16 protein-coding genes and 3 pseudogenes are annotated in these 16666 nt (G+C 67.4%); 10 read left to right on the forward strand and 9 right to left on the reverse strand.

The genetic code is table 11. The features are described from left to right. Positions 1-124: 124 nt before the first annotated feature. A pseudogene (locus tag ACFU8W_RS44045) lies at positions 125-1320 on the reverse strand (RNA-guided endonuclease InsQ/TnpB family protein). A 153-nt stretch (positions 1321-1473) separates the two neighbouring features. Between ACFU8W_RS44045 and ACFU8W_RS44050 the strand changes: the two are divergent. From ACFU8W_RS44050 to ACFU8W_RS44065, 4 genes are all read left to right on the forward strand, one after another. After that, positions 1474-1869: an SIS domain-containing protein gene (locus ACFU8W_RS44050; protein WP_384050415.1), complete on the forward strand. Its 396-nt coding sequence runs from the start codon at positions 1474-1476 to the stop codon at positions 1867-1869. Then, a complete protein-coding gene (locus ACFU8W_RS44055; protein WP_384050418.1) occupies positions 1866-2042 on the forward strand; it encodes a hypothetical protein in 177 nt (58 codons plus the stop codon). The genes ACFU8W_RS44050 and ACFU8W_RS44055 overlap by 4 nt, the downstream gene beginning before the upstream one ends. 77 nt (positions 2043-2119) lie before the next feature. Further along, a complete protein-coding gene (locus tag ACFU8W_RS44060; RefSeq protein ID WP_384050421.1) occupies positions 2120-2428 on the forward strand; it encodes a pyridoxamine 5'-phosphate oxidase family protein in 309 nt (102 codons plus the stop codon). 481 nt (positions 2429-2909) lie between these two features. Further along, positions 2910-3794: an NAD(P)-dependent oxidoreductase gene (locus ACFU8W_RS44065; RefSeq protein ID WP_384050424.1), complete on the forward strand. Its 885-nt coding sequence runs from the start codon at positions 2910-2912 to the stop codon at positions 3792-3794. Positions 3795-4069: 275 nt separating this feature from the next. Here the strand turns inward: ACFU8W_RS44065 and ACFU8W_RS44070 are convergent, their stop codons facing one another. Both ACFU8W_RS44070 and ACFU8W_RS44075 read right to left on the reverse strand, forming a co-directional pair. After that, positions 4070-4444 carry a PIN domain-containing protein gene (locus ACFU8W_RS44070; protein ID WP_384050427.1) on the reverse strand — a complete coding sequence of 125 codons (375 nt, stop codon included), beginning with the start codon at positions 4442-4444 and terminating at the stop codon, positions 4070-4072. Then, positions 4441-4695: a hypothetical protein gene (locus ACFU8W_RS44075; protein ID WP_384050430.1), complete on the reverse strand. Its 255-nt coding sequence runs from the start codon at positions 4693-4695 to the stop codon at positions 4441-4443. The genes ACFU8W_RS44070 and ACFU8W_RS44075 overlap by 4 nt, the downstream gene beginning before the upstream one ends. A gap of 1031 nt (positions 4696-5726) precedes the next feature. Here ACFU8W_RS44075 and ACFU8W_RS44080 point away from each other — a divergent pair. Together ACFU8W_RS44080 and ACFU8W_RS44085 are read left to right on the forward strand one after the other, a co-directional pair. Then, positions 5727-6158 (forward strand): hypothetical protein, encoded by a 432-nt coding sequence (locus tag ACFU8W_RS44080; protein ID WP_384050433.1) that lies wholly within the window; start codon positions 5727-5729, stop codon positions 6156-6158. Positions 6159-6242: 84 nt separating this feature from the next. After that, the gene (locus ACFU8W_RS44085; RefSeq protein ID WP_384050435.1) at positions 6243-6659 is read left to right on the forward strand and encodes an SsgA family sporulation/cell division regulator; all 417 of its coding nucleotides are present in this window, start codon (positions 6243-6245) and stop codon (positions 6657-6659) included. A gap of 138 nt (positions 6660-6797) precedes the next feature. Here the strand turns inward: ACFU8W_RS44085 and ACFU8W_RS44090 are convergent, their stop codons facing one another. Then, positions 6798-7061 (reverse strand): transposase family protein, encoded by a 264-nt coding sequence (locus ACFU8W_RS44090; protein ID WP_384050541.1) that lies wholly within the window; start codon positions 7059-7061, stop codon positions 6798-6800. Here ACFU8W_RS44090 and ACFU8W_RS44095 point away from each other — a divergent pair. Next, positions 6999-7145, forward strand: coding sequence for a hypothetical protein (locus tag ACFU8W_RS44095; RefSeq protein ID WP_384050553.1), 147 nt, complete (start codon positions 6999-7001; stop codon positions 7143-7145). The two genes, ACFU8W_RS44090 and ACFU8W_RS44095, sit on opposite strands and share 63 nt — an antisense overlap. A 413-nt stretch (positions 7146-7558) precedes the next feature. Here the strand turns inward: ACFU8W_RS44095 and ACFU8W_RS44100 are convergent, their stop codons facing one another. Then, entirely contained in the window at positions 7559-9037 is a 1479-nt protein-coding gene (locus ACFU8W_RS44100; RefSeq protein WP_384050438.1) for an MFS transporter, read from the reverse strand. Positions 9038-9145: 108 nt separating this feature from the next. Continuing rightward, positions 9146-10224, reverse strand: a pseudogene (locus ACFU8W_RS44105) (alkene reductase). 241 nt (positions 10225-10465) lie between these two features. On the opposite strand from ACFU8W_RS44105, the gene ACFU8W_RS44110 reads away from it, so the two are divergent. Continuing rightward, positions 10466-10816 carry a DoxX family protein gene (locus ACFU8W_RS44110; RefSeq protein WP_384050441.1) on the forward strand — a complete coding sequence of 117 codons (351 nt, stop codon included), beginning with the start codon at positions 10466-10468 and terminating at the stop codon, positions 10814-10816. Positions 10817-10920: 104 nt separating this feature from the next. Here ACFU8W_RS44110 and ACFU8W_RS44115 read toward each other — a convergent pair whose 3' ends face one another. The 3 genes from ACFU8W_RS44115 to ACFU8W_RS44125 form a co-directional block, all read right to left on the reverse strand. Next, on the reverse strand, positions 10921-11421 hold the full coding sequence (locus tag ACFU8W_RS44115) for a MarR family winged helix-turn-helix transcriptional regulator (RefSeq protein ID WP_384050444.1): 501 nt from the start codon (positions 11419-11421) through the stop codon (positions 10921-10923). Positions 11422-11550: 129 nt separating this feature from the next. Next, positions 11551-12195 (reverse strand): hydrolase, encoded by a 645-nt coding sequence (locus ACFU8W_RS44120; RefSeq protein ID WP_384050447.1) that lies wholly within the window; start codon positions 12193-12195, stop codon positions 11551-11553. A gap of 394 nt (positions 12196-12589) precedes the next feature. Continuing rightward, on the reverse strand, positions 12590-12841 hold the full coding sequence (locus tag ACFU8W_RS44125; protein WP_384050451.1) for a hypothetical protein: 252 nt from the start codon (positions 12839-12841) through the stop codon (positions 12590-12592). Positions 12842-13232: 391 nt separating this feature from the next. Here ACFU8W_RS44125 and ACFU8W_RS44130 point away from each other — a divergent pair. After that, positions 13233-13643, forward strand: a pseudogene (locus tag ACFU8W_RS44130) (transposase); the annotation flags it as partial. A gap of 42 nt (positions 13644-13685) precedes the next feature. Then, entirely contained in the window at positions 13686-16592 is a 2907-nt protein-coding gene (locus ACFU8W_RS44135; RefSeq protein WP_384050454.1) for a helix-turn-helix transcriptional regulator, read from the forward strand. Positions 16593-16666 lie beyond the last annotated feature (74 nt).

Raw genomic sequence — 16666 nt, forward strand, 5'->3', positions numbered from 1 at the left:
CGATGACGCCCTTGCCGTTCGGCTAACGAGTTAGTCTCACCTCTCCTCGTCGGGACTTTCACCCTTTAGCTGCTGCCCATGTCGGGCGTACTGACTTCCTCCCCCTCCTGAAGGAGGGGGATTCCTACGGCTCGCGCTGTAGGGTTTCCTGCTTCATTGCCGACTGCCCGCCCGGAGTTCTCCGTTGAGGTCTTACACCGGCTCCACAGGCGTTCACGGCCAGCCCGGCCGCGAGAATGTTGCGTGCCGCGTTCACGTCACGGTCGTGCGTGATACCGCACTCGCATGTCCAGAGACGGACACGCAACGGCATCTCCCGCTGAAGACTGCCGCAGGCGGAACACAGCCTGGAAGAGGGAAAGAAGCGGTCGACCGCGACCACGTCCCGCCCGTACCACTGGGCCTTGTACTCCAGCATGCTCCGGAACTGCGACCATGCGGCATCGCTGATGGCACGGGCGAGTGTCCGGTTCTGGACCATGTTGCGGACGGTCAGGTCCTCGATCACGATCGTTTGGTTCTCACGAACAAGACGAGTAGTCAGCTTGTGCAGCCCATCACGCCTACGGTCAGCGATCCGGGCATGAATCTTGGCGACCTTCAGCCGGGCCTTGCGACGGTTCGCCCCCTCACCCCTGGCCTTCTTCGCCAGACGGCGTTGAGCCAGAGCAAGCCGGTCACGGTCACGACGCTCATGCCGGGGATTGGCAACCTTCTCACCGGTCGACAGGGTCAGCAGGTGATCCAGGCCGACATCGATACCAATGGCATTGCCGTTGACCGGGAGCGGCTTGACGCCGGGGTCCTCGACGAGCATCGACACGAACCAGCGACCCGCCGCATCCTGCGACACGGTCACCGTGGACGGCTTCGCACCCTCCGGCAGCGGCCTGGACCACACGATGTCCAGCGGCTCCACCATCTCGCCAGCGTCAGTTTCCCCTCACGGAACCGGAAACCACTGGTGGTGTACTCGGCGCACGCCCGCGACTTCTTCTTCGACTTGAACTTCGGATACCTGGCCCGCTTGCCGAAGAAGTTCGTGAACGCCGCCTGCAAATGACGCAAGCACTGCTGGAGCGGGACCGAGGACACGTCGTTGAGGAACGCCAGTTCCTCGGTCTTCTTCCATGCGGTCAGCATCGCCGAGGTGGCGTTGTAGTTGACCCGCTCCTGCCGCGCCCACGCCTCAGTGCGGGCCTGGAGCGCCATGTTGTAGACCTTCCGCACGCATCCGAAGGTCCGCGACAGCTCTGCTGCCTGCGCATCCGTCGGATAGAAGCGGTACTTGTATGCCCGCTTCACGTGAGCCACGACCACAGCTCACAAACTAGCGTGAACACTTGTAACGACCAAGTCTGCAGGTCAGAGCACGGCCCTGTCGACCGACGGCGACACCGCAACTTGCCCTGCTCCGCAGGTGTTTCGTTTCCTCCCTCGCCTGAAGGCGGCGGTATCCACGAAAGGAATCAGATGACCGACCACACCACCACCGACGCACTGAAGACGCGGATCCTCGCCGAGATCAAGGGAGTTCTCCCGGCCCTCGACGACATCTCTCTCGACTCCCTGGCCAAGGTGCTGCTCGACGCCGAGCGGATCTTCGTGACCGGAGAAGGACGTTCGGGGTTCATGGCGAAGGCCTTCGCCATGCGGCTGATGCACCTCGGCCTGCCCGTGCACGTCGTCGGTGAGACCACGACGCCCGCGGTCGGCGCCTGCGCCACCGTGGTGGCGGTCTCCGGCTCCGGCACCACGGCGGGCACCGTCCGCGTCGCCGAACAGGCGGCCGGGGCGGGCGCCCGGGTGCACGCCGTCACCACGGCACCCGGCTCCCCCCTCGGCAAGCCGGCCGCCACCACCTGGTGATCCCGGCGGCGACCAAGTACCGGCGCCCTGGCGAGGCCGCCAGCATCCAGCCCCTGTCCAGCCTCTTCGACCAGGCCACCCACATCGCCCTGGACGTCGTGGCATTGCGGCTGGCTGGGCTGCTGTCGGTGTACAACGAGACGGCGCGGAAGGCCCACGCCAACACGGAGTGACGACGGGAGGCCCTGGGCCGACGGTCGTAGGGCCGGGAGCCGATGTGGCGCGCAGGTGCGCGTGTTTGGCTGAATGTATGACCGAATTCAACGAGGCCGGACGCGGCTACCTGCGCTCGCAGCGGCTGGGCCGGATGGCCACCATGGACGAGCACGGGCAGCCCCAGGCGAACCCCGTGGGCTTCCTCCCGCAGGACGACGGGACGATTCTGGTTCTCGCAGTACGGCGGTCACGTTCGAGGCCCAGAACTGCGCAAGGTTCTTCCGGGCACCCTCGACGAGATCCGGTCGACGTCCACGGTCCACACGTGGCCGCCTGGCGCTACGAGCCGGCCGAGGAGCGCGGTGTTGCAGCCGACGGCAGCCCCATCTTCCAGGAGCTGTAACCGGGCTCGGCACCCAGCTGCTCCAGCTGGGGCGCCACGATCGAAGGCGCGGAGGTACAGGAGATCATCTCTCCTCTCTCGTCATGCTTGATAGGCACCGCATCCTCGGCATACGCGGTGGAAAGGTCGATGCAGTAATACGGCGCCGCCCAGGCCAGGGAGACCATCGGTACTCCGGTCGACGTCGTAATAGTAGGTATGCGTTTATAACAGGGAGAATGTTCCTGCAAGGATGCTGGATGCGCCGGGGCGAACCGTCTGTCGTCCGGCCTATTGGAGCAGTCCCTTTCCCCTCTGGACGCAGCCGAAGACACCAACGGACACCTGGTCCGCCTGTTCAGCAGCGCTCGAACAACCGCGCTGCAGGCGGTCTGCCGACAGACACGAACTGTCGGCGACTCAGCGCCATGTGTTCCTGACGTACAGTCAGAACTGTTCGTGGCCGAACCGTAGGTTGCTCGGAGACAGCAAGGAGTGCGCGATGAGTGGTATGACGGTCGGATTCATCGGCCTTGGCTCGATGGGGCAGGGCATGGCCGGCAATCTGGTACGCGCCGGCTACAGCGTGCGGGTCTGGAACCGCTCGCCTCAGCCGGTTGCCACACTGGTCGAGCAGGGCGCCGAAGCAGCTGACGGCATTGCTGGAGCCTTCGCCGCCGAGGTCGTCGTTTCCATGCTGGCCAATGACGACATCGTGGAACAACTGCTGCTGGACCCAGCCTTGCTGACAGGTGCGAGGGCAGCCGTACACATGAACATGGCGACCGTCTCACCAGCGCTCGCCGACCGTGCTGAGGCACTGCACACCGAACACGGTATCGGGTACCTGTCGGCGCCCGTTCTGGGTCGCCCCCCGGTGGCCGCGGCTGGCGAACTGAGTATCTTGACCGCGGGGGACCCTGCCTTGCTCAACCGCGTCGAACCACTACTTGCAGCCATCGGACGACGTACCTGGAACTTCGGCACACACCCCCGGCAGGCCAATGTCGCCAAGATCGCCGTCAACTTCCTGGTGGCCTGTGCGATTGAGTCTATGGCTGAGGCATGTACTTTGACCGAAGCCAACGGTATCTCCACAATCGATCTTGTGGAGATGCTCACCAACACAGCCTTCCCCGGACCAATCTACGGTGACTACGGACCCATGGTCGCCGAACGGCGTTACGAACCGGCCGGCTTCCGCCTCACGCTCGGTCTCAAGGACGTCAACCTCGCCCTCACCACTGGTGCTGAAGGGCACGTCCCACTGCCGTTCGGCAGCATTCTGCGGGACACCTTCCTCGATGCCCTGGCGAACGGTGACGCCGAGAAGGACTGGGCCGCCATCACTGACGTTTCCCGCCGCCGAGCCGGTCTGCCCACATAACGCACCGTGAGATGTCTTTCGAAGGCCCTGGCCGATTCCGGAGGTCAGTGTGCCCAGGGCAGACGAACCGCCTCGATTTCAGAGTCGTTCAGCAATGCGTAGATGAGGGCTGGGGAACCGGCGATCTTGGTGGCCCACCCGCAGCCGGTGGCAGACGCTGGTCACCGCACGGCGCAAGTACCTGCGCAACGCGCGCTGAGAATGCAGTCGCCGGCCGCTTCCAGTGAAACGACCGCCGTTCCTGCAAGGTGCGCCAGCGTCTGGATACGACGCGATCAGGTGGGATTCAGCGGGGTGATTCCCGTTCCCGCGTACAGCTCGGGCTCAAGTGACAAAACCGTGAGCGGCTCACCCGCCTTGACCGCCTGCCAGGCGATCGCCGCCACGTGAGCGACCGGCCAGTCCACGCTCGGCCAGTCCATCGCATCGACGGCGTGCGCCGTGCTGAAAGGAACGTTCTCCGCGAAGCGCAGCGACGCGGCGTGCTTGCCCGCTCCTGCAACCTGGCGCTCGGCGGCGAGGACGGAAAGCGACGGGACCAGGACACGACCGGTGCCGCGCGAGGCTTCGATGTACAGGCCGGTGAAGAACGAGTCCGCCCGATACAGGGCGGTCAAAGCGGTGTGGTCCAGGACAGCCGTCAGATTCATGCGGCGGCGCTGCCCTGATGGGCGCGGATCTTCGCCCAGGCGTCTTGGCCTGCCTGCTCGACCTGCTCGGTGTACTCGATGCCGAGCTCGGAAGCGGCCTCGATGGCACGCTGCTCCCGCTCGGCAGCCGTGAGCTCGCGGGTAGCGAGCTCCTCCAGCAGCTCCGTGATGGTGGTGCCGCGCTCGTCGGCCAGGGTGCGCAGTCGGTCGCGCACCTTTTCGCTGGTCTTGATGCTCGTCGGCTTGCTCATACCGTCGATTCTACCGCCGGTAGAACACATAGGTCCGCCCCTCACGTTTCTGGCTGCGGGTAGCGACGCTGACGGACCTCTCGAGACGCTGGTCGAGGAAGGAGCACCTTCGGGCTGCCCCCGGCGGGCCCAGCTCAGGGATGGGGCACCGGCGCCGGTGAGGGACGCACCCCGATACCCGCCCTCCGATCCGGAGGCTGGGCATCCTGGGAGTGAGGACTACGGTCAGCTCTCCTCGAACCGGGCAGTGGCGCAGGGCTGGCACAGGCGGACGGTCTCGTGGTCGGTGGCCTCTGGGAACGGGTCCTTCTTCGCTGCCCCGCCTGGACGAGCTGGAGGAGGACCTCCTCGCCCGCCGCGAGCGCACCGTCGCCGAGGACCGGAGGGGTGAGATCGAAGGACTCGACCTCACCTTCACGTTCCTGCGGAGCAAACGCGAGCAAGCCCGGCGATTCCAGCGCACCGGCCCAGTCCCCCTCGTCAGGGCCTCCGGCCAACTTCGGGAGTTTTCTTCGCAGATGGCCTGACCGGCCCGGCCGGCAGATCCGGCGCCGAGGCGGCTCTGTCGCCGGCAGGGGCGAGATGTTCACCGTCAAAGAGGGCGGCACGGCGAGCCGTGTCCGCCGAGCGGGCCATGGGTTCCGGCCGGCACCGGCCCCGTCGTCCTGTCGCCTGTTGCGACGCAGCCTGCGGCCTGCCCGCAGCGGCATGGCACGGGTGCGGTGAGCAGCACGGCGCTCAGGATGGCGGGACCAGATGGCGGGAGAGACACCGGCTGCCGACTGCTTCGCGGCCCCGCCTGTGAGCACGGACGATGCGGACGCGAGGGGTCCGCAGGCGACGGCGCTCGACTTCGCCACGACGCCCCCGGAGCCGGAGCGGAATAACCCTAAAGGTGATGAAATATGTCACAGCAGATAACGTTCAACGTTCAACTTATTGGGGAGTAGCGTCGCTCCTGCCCCACCACCCTGGGGCACCCGCCAGGGCCCCCATCCATGGGGCTCCGGCACGGAACAAGGAGAAAGATCATGAATCACGCCTTTGGACGTCGCGCCGCCGCCACGGCCGTCGCTCTCGCCGCCGTGGTCGGCACCCTGCTGACCACGGCCGGCGCCGCCTCGGCAGCCCCGAACCCCGCGGCCGGCCATGCCGCGCCGACCTCCTCCCACGCCCCGGCCGCCCTGCAGTACGGCGACCACCACGGCGACCGAGACGGCCACCGCGACGGCTGGAGCGGCCGAAACGGAAACGGCCACCGCTGGAGCGACCGAAACGACCACCACGGCGACCGGCGCTGGGACGGTCACCGCCGCTGGGAGCGCGAGGGCCGGTACTGGTACAGCAACGACCACGGTCACCGCTACCGCTTCGACAACCACCGCTTCTACCAGTGGGAGCGCGGCACCTGGGTCGTCGTGATCGGCAACGCGCACGGCTTCGACTACAGCATCTTCCGCTGACCTCACGGACCACGGCAAGCGCCGGGCCCGGGCACCGATCCTGGCGCCCGGGCCCGGCGCCCCCCGGCCCCCACACGTCGAACCATGACCAGTTGCGTAGAACACATGCTCCACATGGAGCTCGCGTCCCCTCTGGGTGAGCGGATCCTCGTGCCGACCCACCTGCTCTACAGATCGCAGGACCCGCTCGCCGTACAGCTCCTCTTCCAGGACAGTCTCCAGGGCCCGATCCCGTGGGTCTTCGCACGCGACCTTCTCACCGCAGGGACCCGGGCCCTCAGCGGGGAGGGCGACGTGCGGGTCTGGCCCGCCGAAACCGGCCCCGAGGCGCTCCTGCACCTCCTCCTGTCCTCCCCCCACGGGTCCGCCCACCTCACAGCCCCACTCGGGGCGGTCGAGCGATGGCTGCGCCGCACATACGAGCTCGTGCCCGCCGGCACGGAAGCCGAGGCACTGGACCTCGAATCCCACCTCGCCCAGTTCCTGGACGGAGCACCCTGAACCGTCACGGGATCCCCGGAGGCCCGCCTTCAACCCACGCCCGACCGCCTCGCCCGTCCGACGCCGACCGTGACGGGCCGACGCGACGGCAGCGAAGACGGCGTACCCACGGAGCGCCACGGGTGACCGTGGCCGACGTCACGAGGTCAAAACGGACAGCCGCTCCACGAAGGTGCGGCGGAGGTACATGGTGTTCCGGCACCGGAACTGCCGAACTCGTAACTGAAACACGACTCTTCGTCCCGCGCTCGGTGCGTCAGCGGGAAACCGCAGGTGGGAGCTATGAACCCGTGTCGACCAGGCGCCGCACCTCGGACAGGCGGCGCCGACCGTGGTGCCTTGCACATCAACACGCACTATCTCGATACTCACGTCTACCGACAGCACCGCGATGTCCGCCATCGACGGGAACAACAGCTCCTCAATCCGGAGTGCAACCTCTTCCACGGCCCGGACTTCCAGCCCAACCGCTGCGGCGACGGCTGATTTTCGGGCGACTTCTGAGGCTGTCCTGAGACGCTCAGCCGTCACTCACAGTGGCCGCTGCACGGAAGCTGAGCCAGAACCGTGCGATGTGGACAGAGCTATCCTCGTCTGTCGGCTCGTCCGCAGAGACCACGGCCACCAGACCACGGCTGGCCAGCGGGAGACAGCTGAGGATCCCGTCCGTCCAGTTCGTGAGGGCTTCGATCTGACCTGTGGCAGGCCAAACCCGGTGCAGTTGCGCGGGGCCACGCTCCCATCGACGGCTGTGACCCACAGAGTACTGACCGGCAGTTCATCCGCCTGCCCAACCACTGCGGTGACGAACGCGACCCATTGTCCGTACACCCGTGTCTGATACAGGTTCTACCCAGCGGCCCTCAGGGTGCAGTCACCGGCGCCTCCCCGACCGCGGGCTACGCTGCCGCCGAGTCACCGGTGGCTTTGGGATGGCGGTGGTCGATGAGGGCGAAGGCCACCAGCGCGGCCAGGACCAGGAAGCCTGCGGACCACCGGATGGCGGTGGCATAGCCGTGAACCATGGCCTGCAGTTCCAGCATGCCGTCGGCCTTCGGGGAGGAGGAGGCGTGGAGGTGGTCCCTGGTGTAAGTGGCGGTGCTGCTGGTGGCGATGGTGTTGAGCAGAGCGATACCGATCGCGCCGCCGACCTGCTGAGAGGTGTTGACCATGGCGGAGGCGACACCTACGTCCTGCGGCCGGACCCCGTGGGTGGCCAGGTTCATCGCAGGCATCATCGCCGTGCCCAGGCCCAGGCCCATCAGCACCATGCCCGGAAGAACCACGAAGGTGTAGGAACTGTCGACCTTGATCTGCGCGAGGATGGCCAGACCGCCTGCGGCCAGGAGGTAGCCCGGTGCCATCAGGAGCCGGGGAGCCACCCGGGGGGTCAGCCGCGCGCCGATTTGGGTAGAGCCGATCATCATGCCGGCCACCATCGGCAGGAACGCCACACCGGTGATGACGGGGCTGTAGCCGAGCACTACTTGCAGGTAGTAGGTCAGGAACAAGAACAGCCCGAACATGCCGATCACCGAGATGGCGACCGCCGCGTAGGCGCCGCCCCGGCTGCGGTTGCCGACCACCCGCAGTGGCAGCAGCGGGGCCTTGACCCGGCTCTCCGTCGCGACAAACGCGGCCAGCAGTACGACCGCCGCGACGAGCAGGCCGATGGTGCCCGGGGCCCGCCAGCCGTCGGTCTCGACCCGGGTGAACCCGTAGACAAGCGACACCAGTCCGGCGCAAGCGAGCAGTACTCCCGGGATGTCGAGGTGCCTGCCGCCCTTGCGGTTGCTTGCCGGATCATGGATCACCAGGATGGCACCGGCGGCGGCGATGACAGCGAAGAAGACGTTGACGAGCAGCGTCCAGCGCCAGTTGGCGTACTCGGTCAGTACTCCGCCCAGGAGCAGGCCGACCGCGCCGCCGGCGCCGGCGATTGCCCCGTAGATACCGAGTGCCTTCGCACGCTCCTTCGGCTCGGTGAACGTCACCGTGATCAGCGACAGCGCGGCCGGTGCCAGCATCGCGCCGAAGGCGCCCTGCAGGGCGCGTGCCCCCAGCAGCATGCTGGTGTCGACGGCCGCCCCGCCGAGCGCGGAGGCAGCCGCGAAGCCGATGACGCCGACGGTGAAGGCGCGCTTGCGGCCCCACAAGTCCGCTATCCGGCCGCCGAAGAGCAGCAGACCGCCGAACGCCAGCGCGTAGGCGGTCACTACCCATTGCCGGTTGCCGTCGGAGAAGCCCAGGTCACGCTGAGCCGCGGGCAGGGCGATGTTGACGATCGTGCCGTCCAGCACCACCATCAGCTGGGCGATGCCGATGAACAACAGCGCCTTCCACCGCCCGGATACAGGCTGAGAAACGGGCAAAGACATGACAGGGCTCACCTCACGGGATGCGAACGGGGAGAAAGGACGAGCGGGCCGCGACCGGGTGCCGACGCAGTGCACCGTGCACTGCGATCCCTGCGGGCCTCGGGTGCGTCAGGCCGTGGACTCGCCCAGAACCGGGTAGTCGATGTAGCCGCCGTCACCGCCGCCGTACAGGCCCTCGGGAACAAGGGCGTTGAGCGGTGCGTCGGCGCGGAAGCGTGCGACCAGGTCCGGGTTGGCGAGGAATCCCCGTCCGAACGAGATCAGGTCCGCACCCCGGCGCAGCCACTGTTCTGCGTTCTCGCGGCCGCCGTCCTCGGGGGGCTGCGGGAAGGAGTTGAGCGGGTTGACCATGAGGAGGCCCGGCCAGGCGGCACGGATCTTGTCGTTGACGTCCTCGTCCTCCGCGGCGACCAGGTGCAGATGGGCCAGGCCCAGCGGCGCCAGCTCACCGAGCAGCGCGGTGTACAGCGCCGCGCTGTCGTCCTCGGTGATGTCGTTGAGCGCCTTGGCGGGTGAGATCCGCAGCCCCACCCGGTCGGCGCCGATCGCGCCGGCCACGCCCTCGATCACTTCGACGACGAAGCGGATGCGGTTCTGGAGGGAGCCGCCGTAGACGTCTGTGCGCAGGTTGGCGTTGTCCGCGAGGAATTGGTGGAGCAAGTACCCCATGGCACTGTGCAGCTCGACGCCGTCGAAACCGGCCTCGATCGCCCGCTCGGCGGCACGCGTGAACTCCGCCACGATGTCCTCGACCTCAGCGGTGGTCAGGGCGTGCGGTTCGACGTAGTCCTTGGGGCCCTCCGGGGTGACGATCTGTCCGTCGGCGCGGACGGCGGACGGAGCGACCGGGGTGAGGCCGTGGAGCTGGGGTGGCCCACCCGTCCCGAGTGCTGGAGCTGGAGGAGGATGCGCCCGCCGGTCGCGTGCACGGCGTCGGTCACCGCACGCCACCCGGCCACCTGTTCATCGGTGTGGATGCCGGGGGTCATCGGGTAGCCCTGCCCCTGCAACGACGGCTGGGTGCCCTCGGTCAGGATCAGGCCCGCCGAAGCGCGCTGGGCGTAGTAGGTGGCCATGCTCGGCGTGGGAACGCCGTCCCCATTGGCGCGGCTGCGGGTCATCGGGGCCATCACCATGCGGTTGGGCAGCTCCAGACGGCCATGACGTATGGGTTCGAACAGGGACATGCGGAACTTCTCCTTGGTACTGGAGCGGTGAGCGCATCGAGGCCTGACCAGGCGCAACGGCCGCCGAGGGGGCCCGGCAGGCGCATACTTGGTCGGCCAAGTGTGAGCGCAAGCGGAACGGGCGGTGAACGCCACACCCAGAATATAGTCTGTCTGACAGATAAGTTGCCAGACCGATGATTGGTCGACCACACTTCAACCCCGGGGCCTGCCTGGCCCGCCCGTCACCACCGGAGAATCCATGTCTATCGCCTATATCGTTCTCGCTGTCCTGCTGTCACTGATGCTGGTCGTCTCGGGCCGGGGCAAGCTCGTCAAGGACCCGAAGATCATGCCGGTCATGACCGCCGTGGGGGTCTCGCCCGGCATGGTGCCAGTTCTGGCTGTTCTGGAGTTCGCCGGGGCGGTCGGCCTGCTCGTCGGGATCGGCTACCGTCCGCTCGGCGCCGCGGCGGCCGTGGGCGTGGTCCTGTACTTCCTGGGCGCTGTAGTCGCCCACCTGCGGGTCAAGGACCTCAAGGGAACGCCCGGCGCCGGCATTCTCCTCGTTGCCTCGGCGGCCGAACTGACGCTCGCCGCCGCCAGCATGTGATCGGCGAACCGCCGCTCGAACGACACCTGCGCGAAGCACTGAAGCGGGCCGCCATGCCGGCGACCCGCTCCGTGTTGCCCGCGCTCCCGCCCCTGAGGGTGGTGTCAGAGGTGGTCCATCGCCTCGCAGGGATTGACCCCCGGGTGCGCGCGGTGGATGTGCATGGACAGACGCCCCGTCAGCGCCGTCAGCGTCGCGGCCTCCTGCGGGGACAGGGCCGACAACAGATCGGCCTCCGCCGCAGCCACGCGCTCCCCGTACCTGGCCAGTACCTCGGCACCCACGTCGGTGGCCACGATCTTCCGGGCACGGCGGTCCACCGGGTCGGGGATACGCTCGACCAGTCCGGCGTCGACGAGGGTATCGATCAGGTAGGTCAGGACTGTGCGGTCGATCCCCAGGTGAGTACCGATCGCCTGCTGGTTGGGCGGATTCGCGTACACAACGGTCGACAGGATGTGATATCCGCGCACGCCCGCCGGCATCCCGTCCATCGCTGTCTCGAAACGGGTCTGGAACCCCCGGAGGATGATTCCCAGATGCCGGACGAGATCCCCGGGAAGGGCGGCGCCCTTCTCCGAAGGTGTGAGCGCGTTCGTGGCCATGCGCTCACCTTACTGTGCGTGCACCGGCGGTCAACGGTTCTGTCATGCGCATGATCATCGTGCAATGTTGTGAACCTGGTGCCGAGGCCCCGTCTTCGCGCGCCCGGCATCCGGCCGGTGCTCGGCCGTTCAGGCCTGGTCGCGTTCGCTGGCGAACTGCAGCCCGGCTGTGCCGCCGGTCTCGATGAAGAGCTTCATGAACTGGTCGGCGGTCTCCTTGCGGGACCAGTCACGCTGGAGCTCGCACAGGAGCTGGGTCCACGTGATCAGCTGCGCGCCTGCCTGTTCCATGCGGCGCAGGGCGGTTTCGTGCGCCGTGAGCGATGTGCCGCCGACCGCGTCCACCACGGGGTACACCTCGTAGCCCTCGTGGAGGGCGTCATAGGTGGGGAACGTCAGACAGGCTTCCGTCCAGAGTGCCGCCATGATCAGTTTTCGACGGCCCGTGGCCTCGACCGCGTCGACGAACTCCTGGTCCTCCCAGGCGTTGATCGACGTGCGATCGTACGTCGGCAGATCGTCCAGGACTTTGCGCAGTTGAGGGATCGCCGGTTTGTTGAGCCCGGTCTCGACGTTGACGGTCGAGTGAACGATCGGCAATCCGTAGGTCCGGCCGATCTTCGCCAGCCCCACGACGTTGTTGACCAGCAGCTGCCGATCCATGGAGTCGATCGAGTTCACTTGAACCGGCTGGTAGTCGATGATGACGAGCGCCGCGTTCTTCGGCGTCAACAGCCCGTCGGTTTCCTGGTCACGGATTGGTTTGCTGGTCATCCTTCGGGCTCCTTGGTGCGCCGGGTGCGGGACGTTCAGCGTTCTACGAACGCTTCCCTGGTCTTGATCGCTGGATTACCGGGCCGCGGAACAGCTCTCGCAGCCTTTCAAGGCCTCGTGTTGCGTCGGTTTGTCCGGGCAGCAGGTTGCACCGGCGACGCGCGCCACTGTCGTGCTCCTGCGTTTCTTACGGCGCGCGGCTCACAGAGGAGGGAAAGCGGGTCCGGCTCCTGCTCATGCCCTGGCGAGACGCTTTCGCGATCGTTGCTCCTCAACGATTCGACCACCCTCCACCCTGCTGCGCAATGTGAACAGGTCGGCATGAAAGGGTAGTTCTGCGGCTGCATCCACCCTTTCGGGCCAGCGGCGTGCACGCTCCCGACGGCCGCGGCCGTCAAGGGACGATCACGAGCTTGCCGGTGTGTCCTTCCTGCAGCCGTTCCCATGCCCGGGCCGCATCGATGAGGGACATCCGTTCGTATGCGAGCCGGATCCGGTCTGCCTCGACATGCTCCATCAGGTGCTGGTAGGCGCTGCGACGGGCTTCAAGGGGGGTGAGGAAGTTGGTGTGCCCGATGATGGTGACCAGTTTGTTTCGGAAGTTCGGGGCTGACAGGGAGGCGGTGGGGCCTGCCGAGTTTCCCACCTGGATCAGTCGGGCGCCGCGGCCTGCCGCCTCGGCGTCGATCGCAGCTTGCGGCCCCTGGTGCGGTTCACTGGCTTCGCCCGCCGGGTGCCTGGGCCGGGGCGGGACGCGGTGGTTGCTGTGGTGCCGCCTGCGGGGTGTGCTCTTGCTGCCGTACAGGCGGCCTCTGTTGCACTTCGGCGCGAGCGAGGGCGGTGCGGCGTGCGGCTTCGGCGCGGGCGCGATGGTGGATCCGGTGGGCGGCGGGTGTGGTCGAGCCGCGGGGCGATCTGGGTGCTGCCCAGGCCGGGGTGAAGGTGCGGTGCGCGAGCGGCATCGGCTTGTCCGGGTTCGGCGGGTGGCCGGGGATGCAGTGGTCGCGGATGGCGGCCGCGGTGATGGCGGTGTCGGTGTCCTGTCGGACGCGAACGGACTGCCCCTCCTCGTCGGCCTCTCCGCGGCGAACACCCACGACAGCCTCGCACTGAAGCCCATGATCGAGGGCCACCAAACGAGACACGACCCCCACCGCGGCCGGTACTTCAAACCCCGGCGCCTGCACGCGGACAAAGCCTATGACGTCCCCCACCTGCGCAAATGGCTCTGGGGCAAGCACATCGGCGTCCGCATCGCCCGCAAGGGAGTCGAGTCCAGCGAACGATCAGGGCGCCGACGATGGGTCATCGAACGCACCATGTCCTGGCTCACCGGCTACCGCAGACTCAACCACCGCTACGAACGCCACCCCCGCAACCACCTGGCCTTCCTCGGCCTCGCCGCCGCCCTCTGCTGCTACAAACGCCTCCTCAAACTCACCACATAGGAAACGGTCTAAGCGGTTACCTACAGTCACGGACCACACAACTTGAGCCAGAACCCAGAAACGGGCGCCATTCGTTGCCCTGAATGGGGCAATAGTATGCTTTATCGTCTGGCCGGCAGGGGCAGGGAGCGCATCGCATTTCGGACGCTGACGGGACGAGGGATCCACACCATGAACGAGCTGACCGGTGGGCTGGCGGGCCGGGAATCGGAGGTCGGCCGGATCCTGGACGCGATCGAGCACGGTCGGAGCACCCCGCAAGCGCTGCTCATCATCGGCGAAGCGGGTAGCGGCAAGACATCGTTGCTGGAGGTCGCTGCCGAGCACGCGCGGGTGACCGGGGCGTATGTGCTGAGGTCTCAGGGCTTTGACGGGGAGTCGGAGCAGTCGTTCGCAGCCCTGCACCAGTTGCTGCTTCCGCTCATGCCCGGCGCCGCTGATCTCCCCGGCCATCTGCGGGAGGTTCTAGAGACCTCGTTCGGCCTCGCCCCGATCACCAGACCCGCCGATCCGATGCTGCTGCGCGTCGCCGTCCTCACCCTGCTGGCCGGGGCTTCGCGCCATCGGCCTGTCGTGCTGATCGGCGATGACATCCAGCTCTTCGACCGCGACTCCCTCGACGTCCTGGGGTTCGTGCTGCGCCGTTTCGCGGCCGAGCCGGTGACGGTGCTCCTCGCAGCCAGGGGGCTGACACCTCCGGACGCTGCTGTCGCGCACCTGCCAGTCCTGTCGCTGGGACCGCTGACGGTCCAGGCGGCGGCCCGCCTCCTGGACGCGCAACCCGAGTCTCCTACCGGCAGGGCCCGGAGTGATGTTCTGGACCAGGCTGACGGCAATCCTCTGGCCATCATCGAACTGTGCCGTTCCGTGCGGTCGGGCAGCCCGCTTGGTCTGACCGACGGCGCACTGCCCCAGACCCAGCGGATCCAGGAGATGTTCTCCGCCCAGTTGCGCGCGCTGCCGGTCACCACCCAACGGATGGTGCTCTACGCAGCGGCTTCCTCGCACCAAGAGGACCTGGAAACCATTATGTCCGCAGCGGGAGTAGGCACGGACCTGTCGGTATGGGCGTCCGCAGAGGACGCTGGGCTGATCACGATCGCCGGCCGCCAGGTGGGTTTCCGGCACCCGCTCGTGCGCGCGAGCGCTTACCAGGGCGCCTCGGCGCACCTGCGCCAGCGAGCGCACATCGACCTCGCGGCCGTGCATCGGAACGATCCAGCACGCCAGGCCTGGCACTTGGCCGCGGCCTGCATCGGCCAGGATGAATCAGTGGCGGCGACCCTGGAGGACACCGCAGAACTCGTCGAACAGCGTGGCGGATTCTACGCGGCCGCACGGGCCCTGGAGCGATCCGCCGAGTGCAGTCCCGCTCCGGAGGATCGGGCCCGCCGATACGCCAAGGCGCTGAGAGCCGCCAACAACGCGGGCGACACCTTCTGGGTGCGCGAGCTTTACGCCAAGGTCACCGCACTGACCAAGGACCGCGACCTGCTCGGCGTCGCGGCGAACGGGGCCGGTCTGGCCCTTTCCATGTCCGGCCATCAGCGGGAAGCGTTCCAGCTCCTGATTGGCGCCCTGGAACCGGACCTGCCGCAGGACGCCAGGACAACGCTCGCGGTGACCGCCGTGATCGGTGCGGTCGCCTTCCAGTCAGGCCTGTCCGAGGTCAGGCGCCCGCTGGTTCCCCTCCTCGAATCAATCGAGACCAGCGCCGTCAGTACGCCCTACTCCGAGCTGGTTGCGGACGAGGCCGTCAACGCGTTGCGGGCAGTCATCCTCTGCGAAGCGGATCCGATCAGGAACGCCCCTGCCCTGCTGAACCGAACCCGGCGGCCGAGCTTGCTGGAGCCACTGACCGGCATCGCAGAGCTGATCCGATTGCAGACGTTGGGCGCGGTTGCCTGGTGGGCCGACGAGTCCGACCTGTGCGTGGATACCTTCCGGCAGGCCTTCGCCATGCTCCGCTCATACGGAGCCATCGGAACGGGCGCAATCGCCCTCTCGGCAATGGGCTCAGCCCTGATCGATGTCGGGCGGTGGGCAGAGGCCGACGAACTGCTGGAAGAGGCAGCAACCCTGGCGGCCGTCCAGAAGATGAAGCACATCGAAGTCGACATCGAGGCCCTACGAGTGACGCTGCAAGCCCTGCGCGGCCGCTCTGCCGATGCCGGGATCTTGACGGACCCCGCCTGGACAGTTGTCAACCTGGAGGAGAACACAGCCACCCACGCACGGCTGCTGCGCGCGGCGGGCACCGCCGCCGCAGCCGCGGGCGACTACGACGGGGCACTGCGCCACTTCCGGCGGCTGTTCCACCAGGACGGCACCCCCCTGCACTACTTCCTCTCCCACGGCTCCATCGCCGACCTCGCCGCCGTCGCCCAGCGGACCGGACGCCAGGAGGAGGTCGAGCCTGTCGTCGCGGCGGTACGCAAGGCGCTGGGACCGCGTCCGACAACCCGAATGACGCTGCTCCTGCACCACGCCTCCGCGCTGGTCGGCGGCCCGACGCAGGCAGAGCACCACTTTCGCCTGGCCCTGGTCAACCCGGCCGGTGACCAGTGGCCGCTCGCCCGTGCGCAGGCCCGGCTTCACTACGCCCAGTGGCTGCGCAGACGGCGGCGCTCACTGGAAGCCCGCCCACTCCTGGCCTCGGCAATGGAGGCTTTCTCCCGGCTCGGTGCCGCCGCCCTGGCCGACGAGGCGCGGGCCGAACTTCGGGCGAGCGGCGTCGCCACGCCATCCGACCGGCCCGATCCGCTGTCGGAACTGACCGCCCAGCAGCAGCAGATCGTACGGCTTGCGGCGCAGGGCCTGGGCAACAAGGAGATCGGAGAGAAGCTCAAGCTCTCCCCCCGCACGATCGGCTCGCATCTCTACCAGGTGTATCCGAAACTCGGCGTCAGCAGCCGTCACCAGCTCCGCGACGTCTTCGGTGTCCTGTGAACGAAGGCAAGCCAACTGGCGGATACCGTTCCGATCGCTACGAGGAATTAGAGGTGAGGCGTGTAGTACAAGCC

Source organism: Streptomyces sp. NPDC057565, from assembly GCF_042801455.1.
Classification (GTDB): Bacteria; Actinomycetota; Actinomycetes; order Streptomycetales; family Streptomycetaceae; genus Streptomyces; species Streptomyces yanii.